This is a genomic window from Enterococcus sp. DIV1411a (assembly GCF_050531945.1).
GTDB classification, from domain to species: domain Bacteria; phylum Bacillota; class Bacilli; order Lactobacillales; family Enterococcaceae; genus Enterococcus_B; species Enterococcus_B faecium.
The window spans coordinates 661,646-678,044 of record NZ_CP172892.1; the positions used below are offsets into that span (position 1 = coordinate 661,646).

At 38.3% G+C, this 16,399-nt stretch carries 16 protein-coding genes, 1 tRNA gene and 2 pseudogenes; 15 read left to right on the plus strand and 4 right to left on the minus strand.

What is annotated here, in order from left to right; all coding sequences use genetic code 11:
* The first annotated feature begins 2 nt into the window (after window positions 1-2).
* The 6 genes and pseudogenes from IGJ87_RS03115 to IGJ87_RS03140 all read left to right on the plus strand — a co-directional run bounded on the left by IGJ87_RS03115 (window position 3) and on the right by IGJ87_RS03140 (window position 5,493).
* Window positions 3-839 (plus strand): TIGR03943 family putative permease subunit, encoded by an 837-nt coding sequence (locus IGJ87_RS03115; RefSeq protein ID WP_430609830.1) that lies wholly within the window; start codon window positions 3-5, stop codon window positions 837-839.
* Between the two features lie 247 nt (window positions 840-1,086).
* A pseudogene (locus IGJ87_RS03120) lies at window positions 1,087-1,620 on the plus strand (LytR/AlgR family response regulator transcription factor); the annotation flags it as partial.
* Between the two features lie 76 nt (window positions 1,621-1,696).
* Window positions 1,697-2,736 (plus strand): IS630 family transposase gene (locus IGJ87_RS03125; RefSeq protein ID WP_113843804.1). Its coding sequence is split into 2 segments (ribosomal slippage): window positions 1,697-2,194 and window positions 2,197-2,736, totalling 1,038 coding nucleotides; the frame shifts between segments, so codons are not numbered across the junction.
* Between the two features lie 7 nt (window positions 2,737-2,743).
* Window positions 2,744-3,001: pseudogene (locus IGJ87_RS03130) on the plus strand (LytTR family transcriptional regulator DNA-binding domain-containing protein); the annotation flags it as partial.
* A gap of 175 nt (window positions 3,002-3,176) precedes the next feature.
* Window positions 3,177-3,920: an ABC transporter ATP-binding protein gene (locus tag IGJ87_RS03135; RefSeq protein WP_002287741.1), complete on the plus strand. Its 744-nt coding sequence runs from the start codon at window positions 3,177-3,179 to the stop codon at window positions 3,918-3,920.
* Window positions 3,913-5,493: a hypothetical protein gene (locus IGJ87_RS03140; RefSeq protein WP_002323596.1), complete on the plus strand. Its 1,581-nt coding sequence runs from the start codon at window positions 3,913-3,915 to the stop codon at window positions 5,491-5,493. The genes IGJ87_RS03135 and IGJ87_RS03140 overlap by 8 nt, the downstream gene beginning before the upstream one ends.
* 250 nt (window positions 5,494-5,743) lie before the next feature.
* Here the strand turns inward: IGJ87_RS03140 and IGJ87_RS03145 are convergent, their stop codons facing one another.
* Both IGJ87_RS03145 and IGJ87_RS03150 read right to left on the minus strand, forming a co-directional pair.
* Window positions 5,744-6,223, minus strand: a complete 480-nt coding sequence (locus IGJ87_RS03145) for a threonine/serine exporter family protein (RefSeq protein ID WP_002289868.1) — start codon at window positions 6,221-6,223, stop codon at window positions 5,744-5,746.
* A 15-nt stretch (window positions 6,224-6,238) separates the two neighbouring features.
* Window positions 6,239-6,991 carry a threonine/serine exporter family protein gene (locus IGJ87_RS03150; RefSeq protein WP_002289867.1) on the minus strand — a complete coding sequence of 251 codons (753 nt, stop codon included), beginning with the start codon at window positions 6,989-6,991 and terminating at the stop codon, window positions 6,239-6,241.
* 116 nt (window positions 6,992-7,107) lie between these two features.
* Between IGJ87_RS03150 and IGJ87_RS03155 the strand changes: the two genes are divergently transcribed.
* The 7 genes from IGJ87_RS03155 (at window position 7,108) to IGJ87_RS03185 (ending at window position 11,066) form a co-directional block, all read left to right on the plus strand.
* Window positions 7,108-7,178 (plus strand) — tRNA-Gly (locus IGJ87_RS03155).
* A gap of 365 nt (window positions 7,179-7,543) precedes the next feature.
* Window positions 7,544-8,269, plus strand: coding sequence for a DNA/RNA non-specific endonuclease (locus tag IGJ87_RS03160; protein ID WP_002290883.1), 726 nt, complete (start codon window positions 7,544-7,546; stop codon window positions 8,267-8,269).
* A 253-nt stretch (window positions 8,270-8,522) separates the two neighbouring features.
* Complete coding sequence (locus tag IGJ87_RS03165) at window positions 8,523-8,789, plus strand: IreB family regulatory phosphoprotein (protein WP_002290885.1); 267 nt, start codon at window positions 8,523-8,525, stop codon at window positions 8,787-8,789.
* Window positions 8,786-9,217 carry a Holliday junction resolvase RuvX gene (gene ruvX / locus IGJ87_RS03170; RefSeq protein ID WP_002290886.1) on the plus strand — a complete coding sequence of 144 codons (432 nt, stop codon included), beginning with the start codon at window positions 8,786-8,788 and terminating at the stop codon, window positions 9,215-9,217. The genes IGJ87_RS03165 and ruvX overlap by 4 nt, the downstream gene beginning before the upstream one ends.
* A 25-nt stretch (window positions 9,218-9,242) precedes the next feature.
* Window positions 9,243-9,545: a DUF1292 domain-containing protein gene (locus IGJ87_RS03175; protein WP_002295049.1), complete on the plus strand. Its 303-nt coding sequence runs from the start codon at window positions 9,243-9,245 to the stop codon at window positions 9,543-9,545.
* A 189-nt stretch (window positions 9,546-9,734) separates the two neighbouring features.
* Entirely contained in the window at window positions 9,735-10,571 is an 837-nt protein-coding gene (locus tag IGJ87_RS03180; protein WP_002302985.1) for a sulfite exporter TauE/SafE family protein, read from the plus strand.
* A gap of 63 nt (window positions 10,572-10,634) precedes the next feature.
* On the plus strand, window positions 10,635-11,066 hold the full coding sequence (locus IGJ87_RS03185; RefSeq protein ID WP_002295053.1) for a GNAT family N-acetyltransferase: 432 nt from the start codon (window positions 10,635-10,637) through the stop codon (window positions 11,064-11,066).
* A 61-nt stretch (window positions 11,067-11,127) separates the two neighbouring features.
* On the opposite strand, the gene IGJ87_RS03190 is transcribed toward IGJ87_RS03185, so the two are convergent.
* Both IGJ87_RS03190 and IGJ87_RS03195 read right to left on the minus strand, forming a co-directional pair.
* The gene (locus tag IGJ87_RS03190) at window positions 11,128-12,450 is read right to left on the minus strand and encodes a 2-hydroxycarboxylate transporter family protein (protein ID WP_002302984.1); all 1,323 of its coding nucleotides are present in this window, start codon (window positions 12,448-12,450) and stop codon (window positions 11,128-11,130) included.
* A 153-nt stretch (window positions 12,451-12,603) separates the two neighbouring features.
* Window positions 12,604-14,244, minus strand: coding sequence for a malolactic enzyme (locus IGJ87_RS03195; protein ID WP_002295057.1), 1,641 nt, complete (start codon window positions 14,242-14,244; stop codon window positions 12,604-12,606).
* A 332-nt stretch (window positions 14,245-14,576) separates the two neighbouring features.
* Between IGJ87_RS03195 and IGJ87_RS03200 the strand changes: the two genes are divergently transcribed.
* Complete coding sequence (locus IGJ87_RS03200) at window positions 14,577-15,047, plus strand: DUF4809 family protein (protein WP_002295059.1); 471 nt, start codon at window positions 14,577-14,579, stop codon at window positions 15,045-15,047.
* 221 nt (window positions 15,048-15,268) lie between these two features.
* Complete coding sequence (locus IGJ87_RS03205) at window positions 15,269-16,372, plus strand: alpha-hydroxy-acid oxidizing protein (protein WP_002295061.1); 1,104 nt, start codon at window positions 15,269-15,271, stop codon at window positions 16,370-16,372.
* Window positions 16,373-16,399 lie beyond the last annotated feature (27 nt).

Below are 16,399 nucleotides of genomic sequence, written 5' to 3' on the forward strand. Positions count from 1 at the left end.
ATATGCTGCGGTTTTTGATTTTATCTGGGTATTTCGAATTGATGATGTACTTGCAAGTTTCTGGCAAACTCGATCAATATATCAATGTCCATTATCGCTACTTAGCTATTCTTTCAATGATTTTATCTGCTCTTTTGGCTTTAGTTCAGCTGTATTTGTGGGTCAAAAACGGAAAAGCAGAGGAAAAGGCACACGAGCACGATCATGACCATGGGTTGTCAAAACCTTATCAACGTGGAATCGCTTATGTACTGCTAGCTTTGCCAGTAATCGTGGGGACGTTGTTTCCAACAGTTAGTCTCGACACTACGATCGTAGAAGCCAAAGGATTTAATTTCCCAGTAAGTAAAGAATCAGTAGGGGATCCGGAGATGCAGACACAATACTTAAAGCCGGATACCAGTATTTATTTCAACAAATCAGACTACTTAGACCAAATGAATGAGTTGAAAGAAAAGTATGGGGATAAGCAAACTATCAAGATCACAGATGAAAACTATTTAGAAGTTATGGAGCTAATTTATAATTACCCTAGCGAATTCATTGGCAAAAAAATCAGCTATGAAGGATTTGTTTACCAAACACCGAACGATAGCAATACAGATATCCTCTTGTTCCGATTCGGCATTATCCATTGTGTGGCAGATTCAGGAGTCTTTGGTTTGTTGACGCATATGCCGGAAGGAGTAACGGTTAAAAATGATGAATGGTATAAAATAGAAGGAACCATCCAATCAGACTATTATCAACCATTCAAGCGTGAAATCCCATCTGTAGTTGTTACAAACGCTGAGAAAGTCTCTGCTCCGAAAAATCAGTATGTGTATCGTTCTTTTTAAAAGAACAAAATAAATAAACATAGCTCAGACAGCTGACACGCAAGGACGTCGGTTGTCTGGCTTTTTTTGCATGATGTATTCATTTGTTTGATATTTATTTTAGAAGCAGCATCCTGAAAGTATTTGATATCGGTTTCAAAGGTGTTGGAAAAGATTGTGAAGAGAATTACAATTTATTCCTAACATGTATGTTGAAAAGTTGTATGAAATGATTTTGATAGTAAAATATCGAGTGGAGGTACTTTTTATGGTAACGCGTATATTTATTTTGGATGATAGTTTGGTTTTTGAAAAAATGCTAGTAGAAATTTTGGAAGAATCCAGAATTTTATTAAGTCCTTGGAAATTTGAGATCGTTCAGGGATTGAACGTTATACAATTTGTTGAATTCATTAAAAATAATGAAATCTATTCCTCAGATATTTTTTTCCTAGACATCGATTTGAACGCCTATTATAGCGTTATCGATCTAGGCGAAATGCTTAGAGAAAAGAATGAAAAGTGTAAAATTGTTTATCTAACGTCTCATCCGAATAAAGCAATAACTGTTATTAATCGAAAGATTACGCCTAGTGGTTATTTGATAAAAGAATTCACTTATGAAAAAAATAAAAAAAGCATCCAAAGTTACTTATTGAAAGAAAAAGAAAACTATCCTGTTCAACATGCTACGAAAAAAAGGTGGACAACTGTCCGTTATGGTAATAGCGATCACTATGTCCATTACGATGAAATCCTTTATCTAATGAGCATGCCAGGTTATAAAAATAAAATAGGCCTATATAAATTGAGTTAAATTGTATTCGTTTTTCCTCCTATAGGCGTATACTAAAGAAAACACTTGAGGAGTGGGGAACATGGAAACAGAACGCCAAATCCGTGAATTGGAAAAAGCGATGAATACGACAGACAACCGCCGGTTGTACGAGCGTTTCCTGGCAGTCAAGTTGGTTCTTGAAGGCCACACCCGGAAAGAAGCCGGGCACACCATCGGCCGCGACGAGCATACTGTCAGCCACTATGTGAAAAACTACTGCCATAATGGAATCCAAGGTTTAGTCTCCAAAAAACAAAGCGGACGACCTTCACGGCTGACAGATGAACAGGAAGCGGAACTGGTCCAAATCGTCGCCTACCACACTCCGGAGGAAGTAGGTTTCAAATCCCGTGCCAATTGGACATTGGCGATTGTGTGTGACCTGATTCTCCGGGAATGGAGTTATGGATATACGCAAAAAGGCGTGGCGGACCTCCTTCACCGGCTAGGACTAAGCTGGACCCGTCCGACGTATACCCTCAAAAAAGCGGATTCCAAGAAACAACAGGTATTTTTGGAAGAAACCTTCCCGAGCCTAAAAAAAAATTGCTGAATAGCGATATTGACCACCTCCTATTCGAGGACGAAACCATGATCCGGGATTACCAAGCCATTGGCTGCACCTGGTTTCTCCGCGGCCACCAGCGAAAAATCCCCACTTATGGACAACACAAAGGGGTAAAATTGATAGGCACCTTGGATTATGAAACCGGTCGGATCATTTGTACAGAAGAAGGGGCATACGACGCAGCGGCCTTCCTCCGTTTTCTGGAGCGGACGTTGCGGGAATACCCCACCGGAAAAATCGTGATGGTATTGGATAATGCCCTTATCCACCACGCCAAGCTGATCCAGTCTTTTCTTGAAGAAAACGCTAGGCGCCTGGCACTCATCTTCCTCCCTCCCTACAGCCCTCAGTTGAACCTAATGGAAGGCGTTTGGAAGTGGCTCAAGGAATCGGTCATCAACAATGTTTTTTTTGACCACGTCCAGAAAATCAAACAGTCGGTCCGCGGTTTCTTAGCCGATGTAAACGAGCGTCCCCTTGAGGTGATTGACCGACTGTGCGTGCGGATGTAAAGTATTTAATTCAACCTATATAGTATTGAAAGATGAAGAGATTCTCGTAAACGGCACAATTAAAAAATATAAAAAATCACTCGAATATGAGTATTTATGTAAAGATTTAAAAGCTTATATCATTAATACTGAAAACATCACATCTATTAGCAGAGTAAACGAAATAGTAACATTTGCAAATGGAGAACAACTAGAGATGGGAAAGAGAAGTATTGATAAATTAAAGAATTTTATGCAAGAAAAGATAGAAAATGAATCATTTTAAAGAAAACAAAGACTCATATCTTACCTGTTAGAAGAGTGTTTTCCTGTAGAAGAGAACAACCCAAGTAGCAGCCTAGTCGTTTCTATCCTTTTTTGTTATGCACTCTTTTTGACATTTACTCCACCAATAACGAAGGGTACAATAAAAAGTAATAACAAACAAAAGGAGTACAGAAATGATTGAATTCATCAATGTAAGTAAAAGTTACGGGAAAAAACAAGCATTAAAAGACTTGTCTCTCTCGATAAGACAAGGGGAAATTTTTGGATTTTTAGGACATAATGGTGCCGGAAAATCAACTACGATTAAAAGTTTAGTTAGTATTATTGAACCATCATCGGGAACGATTTTAGTAGATGGAATGAAATTGACGGAAAATCGCTTGAGTATCAAACAAAAAATCGGTTATGTGCCTGATTCCCCAGATATTTTTTTACAATTGACGGCTGGAGAATATTGGGACTTGATTTCAGCTGCCTATGAATTAGACACACAAAAAAAAGAAAAGCGTTTAGCAGAATTGACAGCGCTTTTTGATATGTATAGTCATCAAAATGAAACAATCGCAAGTTTTTCACATGGAATGCGTCAAAAAACGATTTTGATCGGCACGTTGCTGCCAGATCCAGATATTTGGGTATTGGATGAACCTTTGCAAGGACTTGATCCTCAAGCAGCATTTGATTTGAAAGAAATGATGAAGGCTCATGCCGCAAAAGGAAAAACAGTCATTTTTTCTACACATGTATTGGATACCGCACAACAGTTATGCGATAAACTGGCTATTTTGAAGAAAGGTGAATTGATTTATCAGGGGGCAGTTAGTGAATTATTGAATGGCTCACCTGATGAAACGCTAGAAAAGATTTATTTGAAAATGGCTGGAAGGCAAGCGACAGGAGATGGACCGTATGTATAAGCGACAATTATTAGAATTAATTCGAGTTAATCTTTTATATGTTAATCCACAGCTCACGAATAAAGCAAGAGAGAAAGGAAAAAAGGGAAAGCGATTAACTATCTATCTTTTGTCTCAAAATCTTTTTTCAGGGCTGATTTTTTTACTGATTTACGGATTTGCTATGTTTGCTATGAACTTTGTTAAATTGCCAGGTTTCTTTACTTATTACGTGGCACTTTTTGGTATGTTAGGTTTAACTCAAAGTATATCAGTCATTTATAATATCTTTTTTGAAGGAAATGACCTGCAAGTATTTTTGCCTCTGCCTTTTGGACAAGGACAGGTTTTTTCAGCAAAGATTTTGGTAGTTGCTTTGACCATCATCCCTTTTGTTTTTCCGCTTCTAGTCATGTTTATTTTAACCGGATGGCGAGCTGATCTAGGGATTTTGCTTACTATCATTATCTCAATCCTTTTGTTTTCTCTATTTTTGATTATTCTTTTTTGTCTGGCTAGTTTGATTGTTTTTGGTTTGGCTCGAACAGCAGTGTTTAAAAAACATAGAAAAACAGTTTCTAGTATCTTGCTTGGCAGCTCGATGCTGATCGCATTTGCTGGAATCATGTGGATGAATCATCAAACGGGGACTATTGAAAATGAGTTAACAGATCGGCATCCGATTTCGATATTATTGCCATTCTATGATGCTGCCAGTCAGCCACTTTCTCAACAAGGTTTATTGGGTTGGGGAATACTAGCTATCACGGCTCTGGGATTTTTCCTTGCTGTAAAACAGCTGATAGTACCAAAGCTTACAGAGCAACTGACTGATTCAAACAGTGAGTTCAAAATAAAAAGAACCCATAAAAAGAACCAAAATGTGCATCAGCTTTTATTTAGTTACAATGCTCAATTAGTAAAAGAACCTAATTTGATTATGCAAGTTCTTTCTTCTTCCTTGTTAACTCCAATCATTTTTATTCTTGCTTTTGCCCTAGGAGGCGAAATAAAATTAACTGATTTAGATAATAAGTTAATCGGTGTTGTTTTCCTGGTAGGGATCGCATTGGCTTTCTTAACAGTTAATCAGACTTCTTTTATCAGTAATCTTATTTCTTTGGATCAAGAAAATTTTCTGTTTATCCGTTCTTTGCCAATCTCTATGAACCAATATTTAAAAGAAAAGTTCAGATTCGGATGGATATTGCAGAGTTTTTTAACTGGTGGGATCGCATTATTAAGCGGACTGTCTTTTCAGCTGCCTTTGTTTTTTATCCCTAGCTTGCTATTTGGTTCTTTATTCGGTTGCTACTTATTGTCACTACGTTATTTCGCTAGAGATTATCGGTTGCTGCTGCTGAACTGGACCAATATTAACCAATTATTTAACAGAGGTTCAGGAAGTTTGGGTTTAGTCGCAACTATGATGGGTTCATTGATCATCAGTATTATTCTTATCGTCTTATACGGAATGTTGGCTTTGTTTTATCCATTTTGGTTAGTGAATATTCCTGTGATCGGTTTAGTTCTAATACTTTCCGCTCTATGGATCGTTTATTATCAACGAACGTTTTGGAAAAAATTTGAATAAAGAAGAGGGGCCGTGACAAAAATCATGTCGCAGCCCCTTTTTTACAGATAGAGGGTGTTCAAAAGTCAGTTTCTCAGTATTAAGTCAATTTTATGTAAAAATGTGAGAAGCTATTTTTACAAAACTTTTTTTAATACTCATAATTACTTCTTATTGCTCCTGCGGTTACTTGTCGCAATGTTTGTGAGATATTTTGTCATCGCTCAAGGCTGAACGTCTCTTTCACAACCTTTTCTTTGTTACACTTCGTTTATTTAAAAAGCCGTTTTTTTCGTTTCATCATGATTGCGTCACGCTTTACTTTGAAATTACGGATGTTATGGTTAAAGACTTCTGATAATACAAGACCTAAAGCGATTGCTCCAGCAATCATAATTGCTTGGACCGCATAATGAGCCGCTTCTCGATAGGATTCAGTAACGAGATTCCGAACCGCTTGATAAGCTAAACCACCAGGGACTAGAGGAACCATCCCGGGAATATTGAAAATCGTTACGGGCATTTTCAAACGTTTAGAGAAAAGATCGCTGATGAATGCTACTCCTAAAGAACCAAGCAATGAACCAAAAGCAGCAGATCCGCCTATTTGAACACAGATCCAGTAGATCATCCAGCCAAAAGCACCAGAAAGACCACAACAAATCAATGAACGCCTAGGTACATTTGTAATAACGGCAAATGCCGCAGTCGCTAAAAAACTAAAAGAAAACTGAATAAATATCGTCCCCATACTTGTGTTCCTTTCCTAATAAAAAAGCTGGAAAATAAAAGCAATCGCAAAACCGATCATCGTAGCGGTCATCATCGCTTCTGTTCCGCGAGAAACTCCTGAGACATAATGTCCAGCTAGCAAATCACGGATAGCGTTCGTAATTTGAACTCCAGGAACTAAAGGCATCACACATCCGATAATGATTAGATCCTGATTGCTTCCTAAGCCAAAACGTACGCTGTAGATAGCGGCTATGCCAATCAATAAAGAAGATAAAAATTCCGATAAAAATTTGATTCTAAAAAATTTCAAACTATATAGATAAGCTGCGTATCCCAATCCTCCAATGACTAAAGTTACAGGTAAATCGGTCATCTTTCCGCCAAATAACACCATAATTGTTCCACTGATCACTGCCGCGCTAACGATTTGCAACCAGACAGGAAAGAAAGAACGGTCTCGGTCGATTGCTTGCAGTTCGCAGTAAAGTTCTTCTAATGTTAGCTCTGAAGCAACATATTTACGTGAAAGATCATTTACTTTTACTACTTTTTCTAAATTAATCGAACGGTTGGTAATTTGTTCCATTCGGATGGTCGAGGTACGATCAAGACCAATAAAGAGACCGGTTTGAGTGACATAGCTGACCAAACGGAAATTTCCAGAAGCTAAAGCAATTCGACTCATCGTATCTTCTACCCGATACATCTCCGCATTGCTTTCCATCATGATTTTCCCAGCGAGTAAACAAGTGTCCAGCAACAGATCTAATTCTTTTCCCGTCATAGCATCTTCTCCAATAATTGATTGATTAGTTTTATTTTACTACAAAACATATCGGAAGCGTAAAGAATAAAAAAACTTGAGGAAGGAGTGAAAGAGGCGTATACTGTTTTTGTATCGCGGGTGTAGTTTAGTGGTAAAATCCCAGCTTCCCAAGCTGATGTCGCGGGTTCGATTCCCGTCACCCGCTTAAAAGAGGCTGTGAAAAAGCTGCCCTGCATCAAGTAATAAGAATAGTCAAGCAAAAAAGCTTCTTATGTTTTTGACTTGGTTGGACTTATTACCGCAGATGCAAGCTTTTGAACACTGTTTACCAAGAGGTCGTACAGAAGCCGTTTAGTTTTGAGTATTAAGAAAAATTTTTTGAATGATAATAAATACCTTGTAAATAGTGTTTTGTGATTGAGTAGAGACGATGAATCCGTCTCTTTTTTTGTATTCTTAAGCCGTCTAAAAACTGGTTTTATTTTTTTACTGTTTCTATTTCTTTCCAGTATTTATTTATAGGGGAACATATGTTAAGATTTAGGGAACTGTTAGTAAAGGAGTAAAGAAATGAGCAAAAAAACAACCAAGGCGATCGTGGGGATCGTCGCTGCTGTGATTGCAGGGGCACTCGGTATTTCCACCACACAAAAAGATTCAGATATCTTCCAACAAATTACAACCATTTTTGATTCCACACCGCAAGCTTCTCAAGTAGCGGATGTGCCAGAATATGATGGAAAACATCAAGAAATAGAAATCAATGGGAATCAGCCGGAGTTTACAAAAGAGGATCTTAGTCTTTCCAAAGGGACATGGGAAAGCTATTCAAATATAGACAAATTGAACAGAGTAGGACAAGCCAATGCGATGTTGGGAAAAGACTTGTTTCCTACTGAAAAGAGAGAACCTTTGTATATTGATCCGACAGGTTGGAAACAAAAGAAATTAAGTGACGGACAATGGTTATACAACCGCAGCCATTTGATTGGTTTCCAGTTGACTGGTCAAAATAATAACATTAAAAACTTAATGACAGGGACACGTTCGTTGAATGCTCCGTACATGCTTGCCCACGAAAATGATATTGCGGCATATATCAAGGAAACAAATCATCATGTACGCTATCGTGTCACTCCTCATTTCGAGGGAAATGAACTGGTAGCAAGAGGTGTGCAGTTGGAAGCAGAAAGCATTGAAGACAAAAAAATTGAATTCAATGTCTTTATCTACAATGTTCAAGATGGCTACACCATCAATTATGAGACAGGGCAAGCAACGAAAACGAAAAATTAGTAGCAGCAATTCGAATTTTTTATGAACTTTATGAAAAAATTGTGTAAAAACATACTTTCAAAGAAATATAGCGTATACTTTATGGAAAGAGGGCTTTTGAAAAAGCCACAGAAAAAAGGAAAAATCAGACAAATCGTGTTTCTTAATTTATTCAGAAGTTTGGAATATTTGTTTGTAGTTTTCCCTTTCTTCGAGTAAAATAAGGGTGTAGAAGGTAAGCTGGAATTACCTTGCGGGAAAGAGGTGTAGAATCATGGGTTTTACAGATGAAACCGTACGTTTTGGTTTTGACGATAGTCGCAAAAAAGAAGTGAGCGAAACATTAGCGATTGTTTATCGGGCTTTGGAAGAAAAAGGCTACAATCCAATCAATCAGATTGTCGGCTACTTGCTTTCTGGAGACCCGGCCTACATTCCTCGTTATCGTGATGCACGAAATTTGATTCGCCGTCACGAACGCGATGAAATCATGGAAGTAATTGTCAAAGACTACCTCTCAAATCATGGAGTGAATTTATGAGAGTAATGGGCTTGGATGTCGGTTCTAAGACAGTAGGCGTTGCTGTGAGCGATCCCTTTGGCTGGACAGCTCAAGGAGTAGAAATCATTCGAATCAATGAGGCAGAAGAAGAGTTTGGTTTTGATCGGTTGAAGGAATTAGTGGCGCAGTACGAAGTAGACCGTTTTGTAGTTGGATTACCTAAGAATATGAACAATTCCATCGGACCAAGGGCAGAAGCTTCCATGTCATATGGAGAGAAGATCAAAGAACTATTCTCCTTGCCGGTTGATTATCAAGATGAACGACTAACCACTGTTCAGGCAGAACGTATGCTAGTAGAGCAGGCAAATACTTCAAGAGCGAAACGAAAAAAAGTCATCGATAAATTAGCAGCTGTGATGATTTTACAAAATTATTTAGACGGCTCAGGTAAGCAATTATTTTAATAATAAAAAGAAAAGAGGTAATCTTATGACAGAACATAACCATTCCCACGAACACGAAGGACACGAACACATCACATTGGTGGATGACCAAGGAAATGAAACATTATACGAAATCTTGCTAACAGTTGACGGACAAGAAGAATTTGGACGTAACTATGTTCTTTTATATCCAGCTGGTGTTTCAGAAGATGAAGATGTAGAATTACAAGCTTATGCATACATCGAAAACGAAGATGGAACAGAAGGCGAGTTAGAACAAATCGAAACAGACGCAGAATGGGATATGATCGAAGAAGTATTCAATACATTCATGGCGGAAGAAGAATAGAACAAAAGAATCGATAAGGTGTAAGAAAAGCTGGACTCTCTGAAAAGTAGAGCCCGGTTTTTTCGTTTAGCACTAAATTTCCTTAAAAAGTAGAAAAGCTTTCGAAGCCTCGTTTGTTTCTTTTACTGTATAATAAAAGAAAAGAGTAACAATCGCTAAAAGATATAAACAAGAGAAAGGAAATACAAGATGATTGGTCTGATTTATTTTGTGGTGATCGTTCTGGCGAACACAGTTGGCGCTATTTCCGGGATGGGTGGAGGCGTGTTGATCAAACCGATTCTTGATCTTATCGGCGCCCATTCTGTTGCAGGGATTTCTTTTTACTCAACAGTTGCGGTATTCACGATGTCCATTGTTTCGACTGTGCGACAAGTATCAAGCGGGAAATCACTGAATTGGCAGATTGTCGGTTGGGTATCTAGTGGAGCTGTTGTTGGAGGAGTAGTCGGCAACATTGTATTCGAAGTTTTTTTACAGTTATTTGAAAACGAGAAGCATGTGCAGCTGATCCAAATTTTTTTGACGGTATTGACCTTGGTTTTTGCGTTCTTCTACACCAAGCATCATCAGCCAAAATTTCATTTGACGTCATGGACTTGGTACCTTATATGTGGGGGGGTTCTGGGCTTTTTAGCTAGTTTTTTAGGTATTGGTGGTGGACCAGTCAATGTTTCTTTGTTGATGCTGATGTTTGCATTGCCAATAAAAGAAGCAACACTATATTCTCTATCTACGATTTTCTTTTCTCAACTGGCAAAATTGGTAACGATTGCTTTAACAAGTAGCTTTATGCGCTTTGATTTATCTATGTTGTTTTATGTTATCCCCGCTGCTGTTATTGGAGGTTTGTGGGGAGCAAGATTTAGCAGGGTTTTGTCTCCAAAAAAAGTGACCTTTATTTTTCAAGCGATTGTCATCGTGGTTCTTTTGATCAATCTTTACAATGCTTTCGTCATCTTGCAAACATTAGAAGGATCTGGATTCAAGCAAGTCAAAATCACTGAAAAGTCTTTTTTTAAGTGAAAAAAGGAGTATACTGTGATAAAAAAATTCATTTAAAAAAATAAAAATTGGCTGGTGATTTGGATGTTGCGGGAAATGCGTTTAGGAGATGCAGAAGCACTACGAGAAATCAATGCGGAACAATTAGGATATGATGTACCATTAACCGTTACGGTGAGACAAATGAAGAAACTGTTGAAGGAGCCAGAAAAAAATTTTTTCTTGGTCTATGAAGATCCTACTTCTAAAAAAGCAGCTGGCTATGTACAAGCGGAGTCCTATGAATCGATTTTCAGCGATCCGATGTTCAATATTATGGCACTTGCTGTGTCTAAACATGCTGAAAAAAGAGGAATCGGAAAGGCCTTGATGACTGGCGTAGAAGAAGCGAAAAGACGAGGAATATCAGCAATAAGACTTAATTCTGCAGAATACAGAGTAGAAGCACACCGATTTTATGAACGCATCGGTTATCATTCCGATAAAATGCAAAAAAGATTTTTGAAAATCCTGTAAATTTTTATCAAAAAATACCTGGTCATCAAGCCGATACTTGATGATCAGGTATTTTTTTTGACTAAGAAAGTAATTGCATCAAGAAACCTGAGATGATCAAAACGATGGCACCACCAAGCCGATTGCCCATTTGAGCAAAAGCAATAAGTTCCATCCGATTAGCTGCAGATAAGACAGCTACATTTCCTGTACCACCCATCGAGTTGTTGCATAAGCCAGCAGTAATAGTTGATTCGATTGGATATAAACCAAACAAACGACCGACAAATCCTGAAACTACTGAAATCGCGATAACACTTGTCAAACATAAGACAACAAATTGCCATGTCAAAGCAGAAGCCAATACATTTAGATTCAATAACGCAATACCGATACCGGCAAGAACAGCTGCTGTCAAGTTTTTGACAATCAAGTTGTTGAACATGATAGCTGCATCTTCGTAATATTCTGGTAATAGGTTTGCGATTTTACAGATAACAACGATAATGATCATGAATGCGTAAGCATGGACTTTAGGAACAAAATAGTTACAGATTTGTCCTAAGATGAAGAAAGTCAATGATACCATCAAACCGACACCTAATTGTGGAATGGAAGGTTTTACATTTCTAGGTTTTCCATCGCCAAGGTCGCCTTTTTCCATTAATTTACCATTACCGTTGAATTTTGGCATTGATTGTCCCGCACGAGCAACTAACGCTGCACCAATGATAGCTAGGACATTTGTCATTGCTGTCGCAGGAATCAGGCGGGAAATGATAGAAGAAGCGTCCGTACCTAAAACATTTGCATAAATCGTTGATAAAGGTACAGCTCCGGCTCCAACACCACCAGCCATTGCGGGCAATGAGATATATAAAACGGAATTTGCAAAACCATTTCCGATAAGCATACCTACGAGTCCTACGGCAAAAAAGGAGACGACCATTGAAATAAGTGCAACGGGAATAAAACGAACAGAAGCTTTCATCAATAGATTACGGTTCATACCAAGGATGCTACCAGTAATCAAGGCAGCAATATAAAAGTCTAAAAAGCCCATATTGCTGACAAAGTTTTCTGTGGATTTTACTACATACTCAGGTAAGATCCCAAATGTAGCAATCGCGGCAGAGGCAAAGATCGCAAAAACGGAGCCACCACCTAAATAACTTTTGACTATAGGGATTTTTGTTCCGATAAAATGAAATAAATTACCGAAAATGACCAAAACAGCGATTGGGCCAATCATATTCGTCGGTAATTTTCCTAAAGCCATTGCAATGATCAGGACAAGGACCATGATCAAATAAAGGGGCAAACTTACGCCGGTAATTTTTGTTGACCAAAACCCTTCTTTTTTCTTTTCCTCAACTGCAGTTGCGGTTGTTGTTTTTTGTGCCATTTTTACAGATCCTTTCTTATTCTGTATCGTATGAAAAAAGCCAAAGAGAAGCGGCAAAAGAGCAGTAGTTGGCTGGCTGCTGTTTTGCCGCAGTCGCTTTTTTCTTTTTAGACGTCATACAAAGTTTCTGTATGTTCTTTTACTATAACAATCTTAATCTTCTAAAGATTTATATTCAGGAACCCATTTAGCAGATTCAACAGCTTCTTTGATATCCGTGATTTCTTCACGATTCAATTTTTGTGCAACAACTGATTTTGCGACAGTTTCAGCAATCGTTTGAGAGAATTCAGTGATTTTTGCTACTGGAGGCAAGATAGCTGCTCCTGGTTTTGTTACATCAACGATTCCGCCTAATGCTCGACTAGCTTGAGAAATGATTTCAGCATTTACTCGTGTAGCTGTTGAAGCAATCAAACCAAGCCCTAAACCTGGGTACATCAACGCATTATTTGCTTGACCGATTTGGTAAGTTACACCGTTATATTCCACATCAGCAGCAGGGATACCTGTTCCAACTAAAGCTTTTCCGTCCGTCCATTCAATCAAATCTTTTGCTTTTGCTTCTGCCAATTTTGTTGGATTAGACAAAGGCATGATGATTGGACGTGGGGTATGAGCCGCCATTTCTTTCACGATTTCTTCAGTGAATGCTCCAGGTTGGGTAGAAGTACCGATCATGATCGTTGGATGGATTGCTTTTACAACTGCTTCTAAGTTTGTCAATTCATCAGCATTAGTGAATTCTGAGCGTTTACGAGCGAATGGGATTTGACCAGGAGTCAATCCTTTTGTATCTTCAAACAATAAACCCTGTTTATCTACTTGATAGAAATGTTGGCGTGCTTCTTCTTCAGGTACACCTTGACGGATCATTTCATCTAAAAGGATGTTTGCGATACCTACACCAGCAGTACCAGCACCAAATGTCAAGATCGTTTGATCTTTCAATTGCTCACCTGATATATTCAATCCACCTAATACACCAGCTAGTACAACGATTCCTGTGCCTTGGATATCATCATTGAAAGTAGTGATTTTATCTTCGTATTTTTCTAAGATCGTTGCAGCATTTCCTCGTCCAAAATCTTCCCAATGTAATAACAATTCTGGGAATAATTCAGTAGCTGATTGAACGAATTGATCAATGAATTCGTAGTAAGTTTCGCCTTCTACACGAGCATGACGATTCCCTAAGTATAATGGATTATTCAATAATTCTTCGTTATTAGTACCAGCGTCGATTGATACAGGCAAGACTTGTGCAGGATTGATACCAGCCGCGGCAGTGTAGACCATCAATTTACCGATAGCGATGTCAACACCGTTCACACCCCAGTCACCCATACCTAAGATTCCTTCTGCATCTGTCACAACGATCAAACGAATGTCGCGTCCATCTGCTGCGTTTTTCAAACTTGCTTTGATATTTTCTGGTTCGTCGATTGAAAGAAATGCAGCATCTTGTGGTTTCAAGAAAATTTCGTTGTATTGTTCGATTGAATCCGCAACGACAGGATCATAAACGACAGGCATGAATTCAACTAAATGTTCGCCCATCAATTTATAAAACAATGTCCGGTTCGTATTGAATAGATTCATTAAGAAGATACGTTTTTCCAAATCGGTCTGTTTGCTTAAGTATTGACCGTAAGCTTGGACAGATTGTTGTTCCAATGTTTGGACAGTACTTGGAAGCATACCAGTGATTCCGTATTTTGCCCGTTCTTCTTTTGTAAAAGCTGTTCCTTTATTTAGAAAAGGATTATTTAATAAGTTTAGCCCTGTAAGCATGAATGATTCCTCCTAAGTTTTAATACAAACGAAGTATAGGAGTCAGATGAGGATATAGTCAAAAAGAGCAGGTATAATAAATTTTATTTATATGAGTAATAGAGTCAAAAGAAATCAAAATAGCGGTATTTGTTCTTTTTATATCAACAATCCTTGCTTGATTACTATGCGTATCTCTTATATGCTAAAGAAAGAAAAGTAGAAGAATAAAGGATATGTTAGATAGATAAATAGAATCTCTGAAGAATAAATCACGTGATCGTGACGATAAAATACACTTACGTCAGGTGATAAAAAATACATAAGTAGAAAACTAAGAGGAGGAACAGAAAATGAAAGAAGTTCAATTGATCAGAAAAAGCGAACTATCAGAAGGTGGTTGCAATGCATGCGGCGTAGTAGAAGCAACAAGCTATACATTAAAGCTTGGTGCCAACAAAGCGATAATCTCTGAGTTGACAGTAGGCGGTCTTGTGGACAGTCTGGCGCTTGCTGAAGGTTTTATTGGAGAAGATATTTATGAGATGTTTTCAGAAATCCGTCAGTTAAAAAAAGGGGAAAACTGCATAGAGGTTCATCATGAGAGCCCGAATGTGAGATTCAAACGTGGTGATAATGAGATGATCTTCAATAATCATGTGTCCGATCACACCGAGCTATATGGAATCGTGAATCAAATACTAACTGAGCTTTTTGGATTGGGACCTTATGCGTTCAAGGAAGAAAACGGTAATCCAAAATTAAACGAAGAATGGCAAGAAACGATTGAAATACAAAGAAACAACCCGCACTTATTTCAATAGGCATCCACAGTATTTCGTAAAAGGGACTTTGACACGACTTTTGTCAAAATCCCATCGTTTTTTATCTATTTGTGTTCTAAACATTTCTTTCAGAGTAGTAACAACTGGAATGACTGAAATGTAAACAGATTATTTGCCTGTATCAATACGGAAGAGTAATATAAAGTGTGTAAACGCTATCATATTATTCATTCAATTTTTTATAGAGGGAAGGCATTGAAATGGAAAAAACGTATCAAGCAGGTACAAATGAAGGAATAGTGGATTTTATCAATATGGAAGATTTAGAAATAGCCGCTTCACAAGTGATTCCAGCTGGTGGTTATGGTTACATCAGCAGTGGTGCTGGCGACTTATTTACTTATCAAGAAAATGAACGGGCATTCAATCATCAGCTGATTATTCCTCATGTATTAAGAGATGTAGAATTACCCGATACAACTACACATTTTGACAAAGAAACGCTGACTGCACCAATCATCATGGCACCAGTTGCTGCTCATGGCTTAGCTCATGTGAAGGCGGAGAAAGCTTCTGCAAAAGGTGTAGCAGATTTTGGGACGATCTATACAGCAAGTTCTTACGCTTCTTGTACATTAGAAGAGATAAGAGAAGCAGGCGGGGAGAAAGCACCGCAATGGTTTCAATTTTATATGAGCAAAGATGATGGGATCAATTTGGATATTCTTGAAGTGGCCAAGCGTAATGGAGCAAAAGCAATCGTATTGACAGCGGATGCAACAGTTGGCGGAAACCGTGAAACAGACCGCAGAAATGGGTTTACCTTCCCACTGCCAATGCCGATCGTTCAGGCTTATCAATCAGGAGTAGGCCAAACGATGGATGCTGTGTACAAATCTTCCAAACAGAAGCTTAGTCCAAAAGATGTAGAATTTATTGCTGCTCATTCTGATTTGCCAGTCTATGTGAAAGGTGTCCAGTCAGAAGAAGATGTCTATCGTTCATTAGAATCTGGTGCTGGCGGAATCTGGGTATCTAATCATGGTGGCCGTCAACTAGATGGTGGTCCAGCAGCGTTTGATTCGTTGCAATATGTGGCAGAAGCAGTAGATAAACGTGTACCAATCGTGTTTGACAGCGGTGTACGACGCGGACAGCATGTTTTCAAAGCAATCGCATCAGGTGCAGATCTTGTTGCTATTGGCAGACCCGTTATTTATGGATTGTCTTTAGGAGGAAGTACAGGAGTCCATCAAGTGTTTGATTTCTTTAAAACAGAATTGGAAATGGTCATGCAATTAGCTGGAACACAAACAGTAGAAGATATCAAAAAAATAAAATTGCGTGAGAATCGTTTTATTTAAGAAACAAATGACGAAAAAAATAGGAGT

Coding starts and splice junctions, on each gene's coding strand:
- IGJ87_RS03140 (WP_002323596.1), top strand. CDS start 3,913: ATGTATAAGCGACAATTATTAGAATTAATTCGAGTTAATCTTTTATAT.
- IGJ87_RS03175 (WP_002295049.1), top strand. CDS start 9,243: ATGACAGAACATAACCATTCCCACGAACACGAAGGACACGAACACATC.
- IGJ87_RS03115 (WP_430609830.1), top strand. CDS start 3: ATGCTGCGGTTTTTGATTTTATCTGGGTATTTCGAATTGATGATGTAC.
- IGJ87_RS03190 (WP_002302984.1), bottom strand. CDS start 12,450: ATGGCACAAAAAACAACAACCGCAACTGCAGTTGAGGAAAAGAAAAAA.
- IGJ87_RS03150 (WP_002289867.1), bottom strand. CDS start 6,991: ATGACGGGAAAAGAATTAGATCTGTTGCTGGACACTTGTTTACTCGCT.
- IGJ87_RS03180 (WP_002302985.1), top strand. CDS start 9,735: ATGATTGGTCTGATTTATTTTGTGGTGATCGTTCTGGCGAACACAGTT.
- IGJ87_RS03160 (WP_002290883.1), top strand. CDS start 7,544: ATGAGCAAAAAAACAACCAAGGCGATCGTGGGGATCGTCGCTGCTGTG.
- IGJ87_RS03135 (WP_002287741.1), top strand. CDS start 3,177: ATGATTGAATTCATCAATGTAAGTAAAAGTTACGGGAAAAAACAAGCA.
- IGJ87_RS03200 (WP_002295059.1), top strand. CDS start 14,577: ATGAAAGAAGTTCAATTGATCAGAAAAAGCGAACTATCAGAAGGTGGT.
- IGJ87_RS03185 (WP_002295053.1), top strand. CDS start 10,635: ATGTTGCGGGAAATGCGTTTAGGAGATGCAGAAGCACTACGAGAAATC.
- IGJ87_RS03205 (WP_002295061.1), top strand. CDS start 15,269: ATGGAAAAAACGTATCAAGCAGGTACAAATGAAGGAATAGTGGATTTT.
- IGJ87_RS03195 (WP_002295057.1), bottom strand. CDS start 14,244: ATGCTTACAGGGCTAAACTTATTAAATAATCCTTTTCTAAATAAAGGA.
- IGJ87_RS03145 (WP_002289868.1), bottom strand. CDS start 6,223: ATGGGGACGATATTTATTCAGTTTTCTTTTAGTTTTTTAGCGACTGCG.
- IGJ87_RS03165 (WP_002290885.1), top strand. CDS start 8,523: ATGGGTTTTACAGATGAAACCGTACGTTTTGGTTTTGACGATAGTCGC.
- ruvX (WP_002290886.1), top strand. CDS start 8,786: ATGAGAGTAATGGGCTTGGATGTCGGTTCTAAGACAGTAGGCGTTGCT.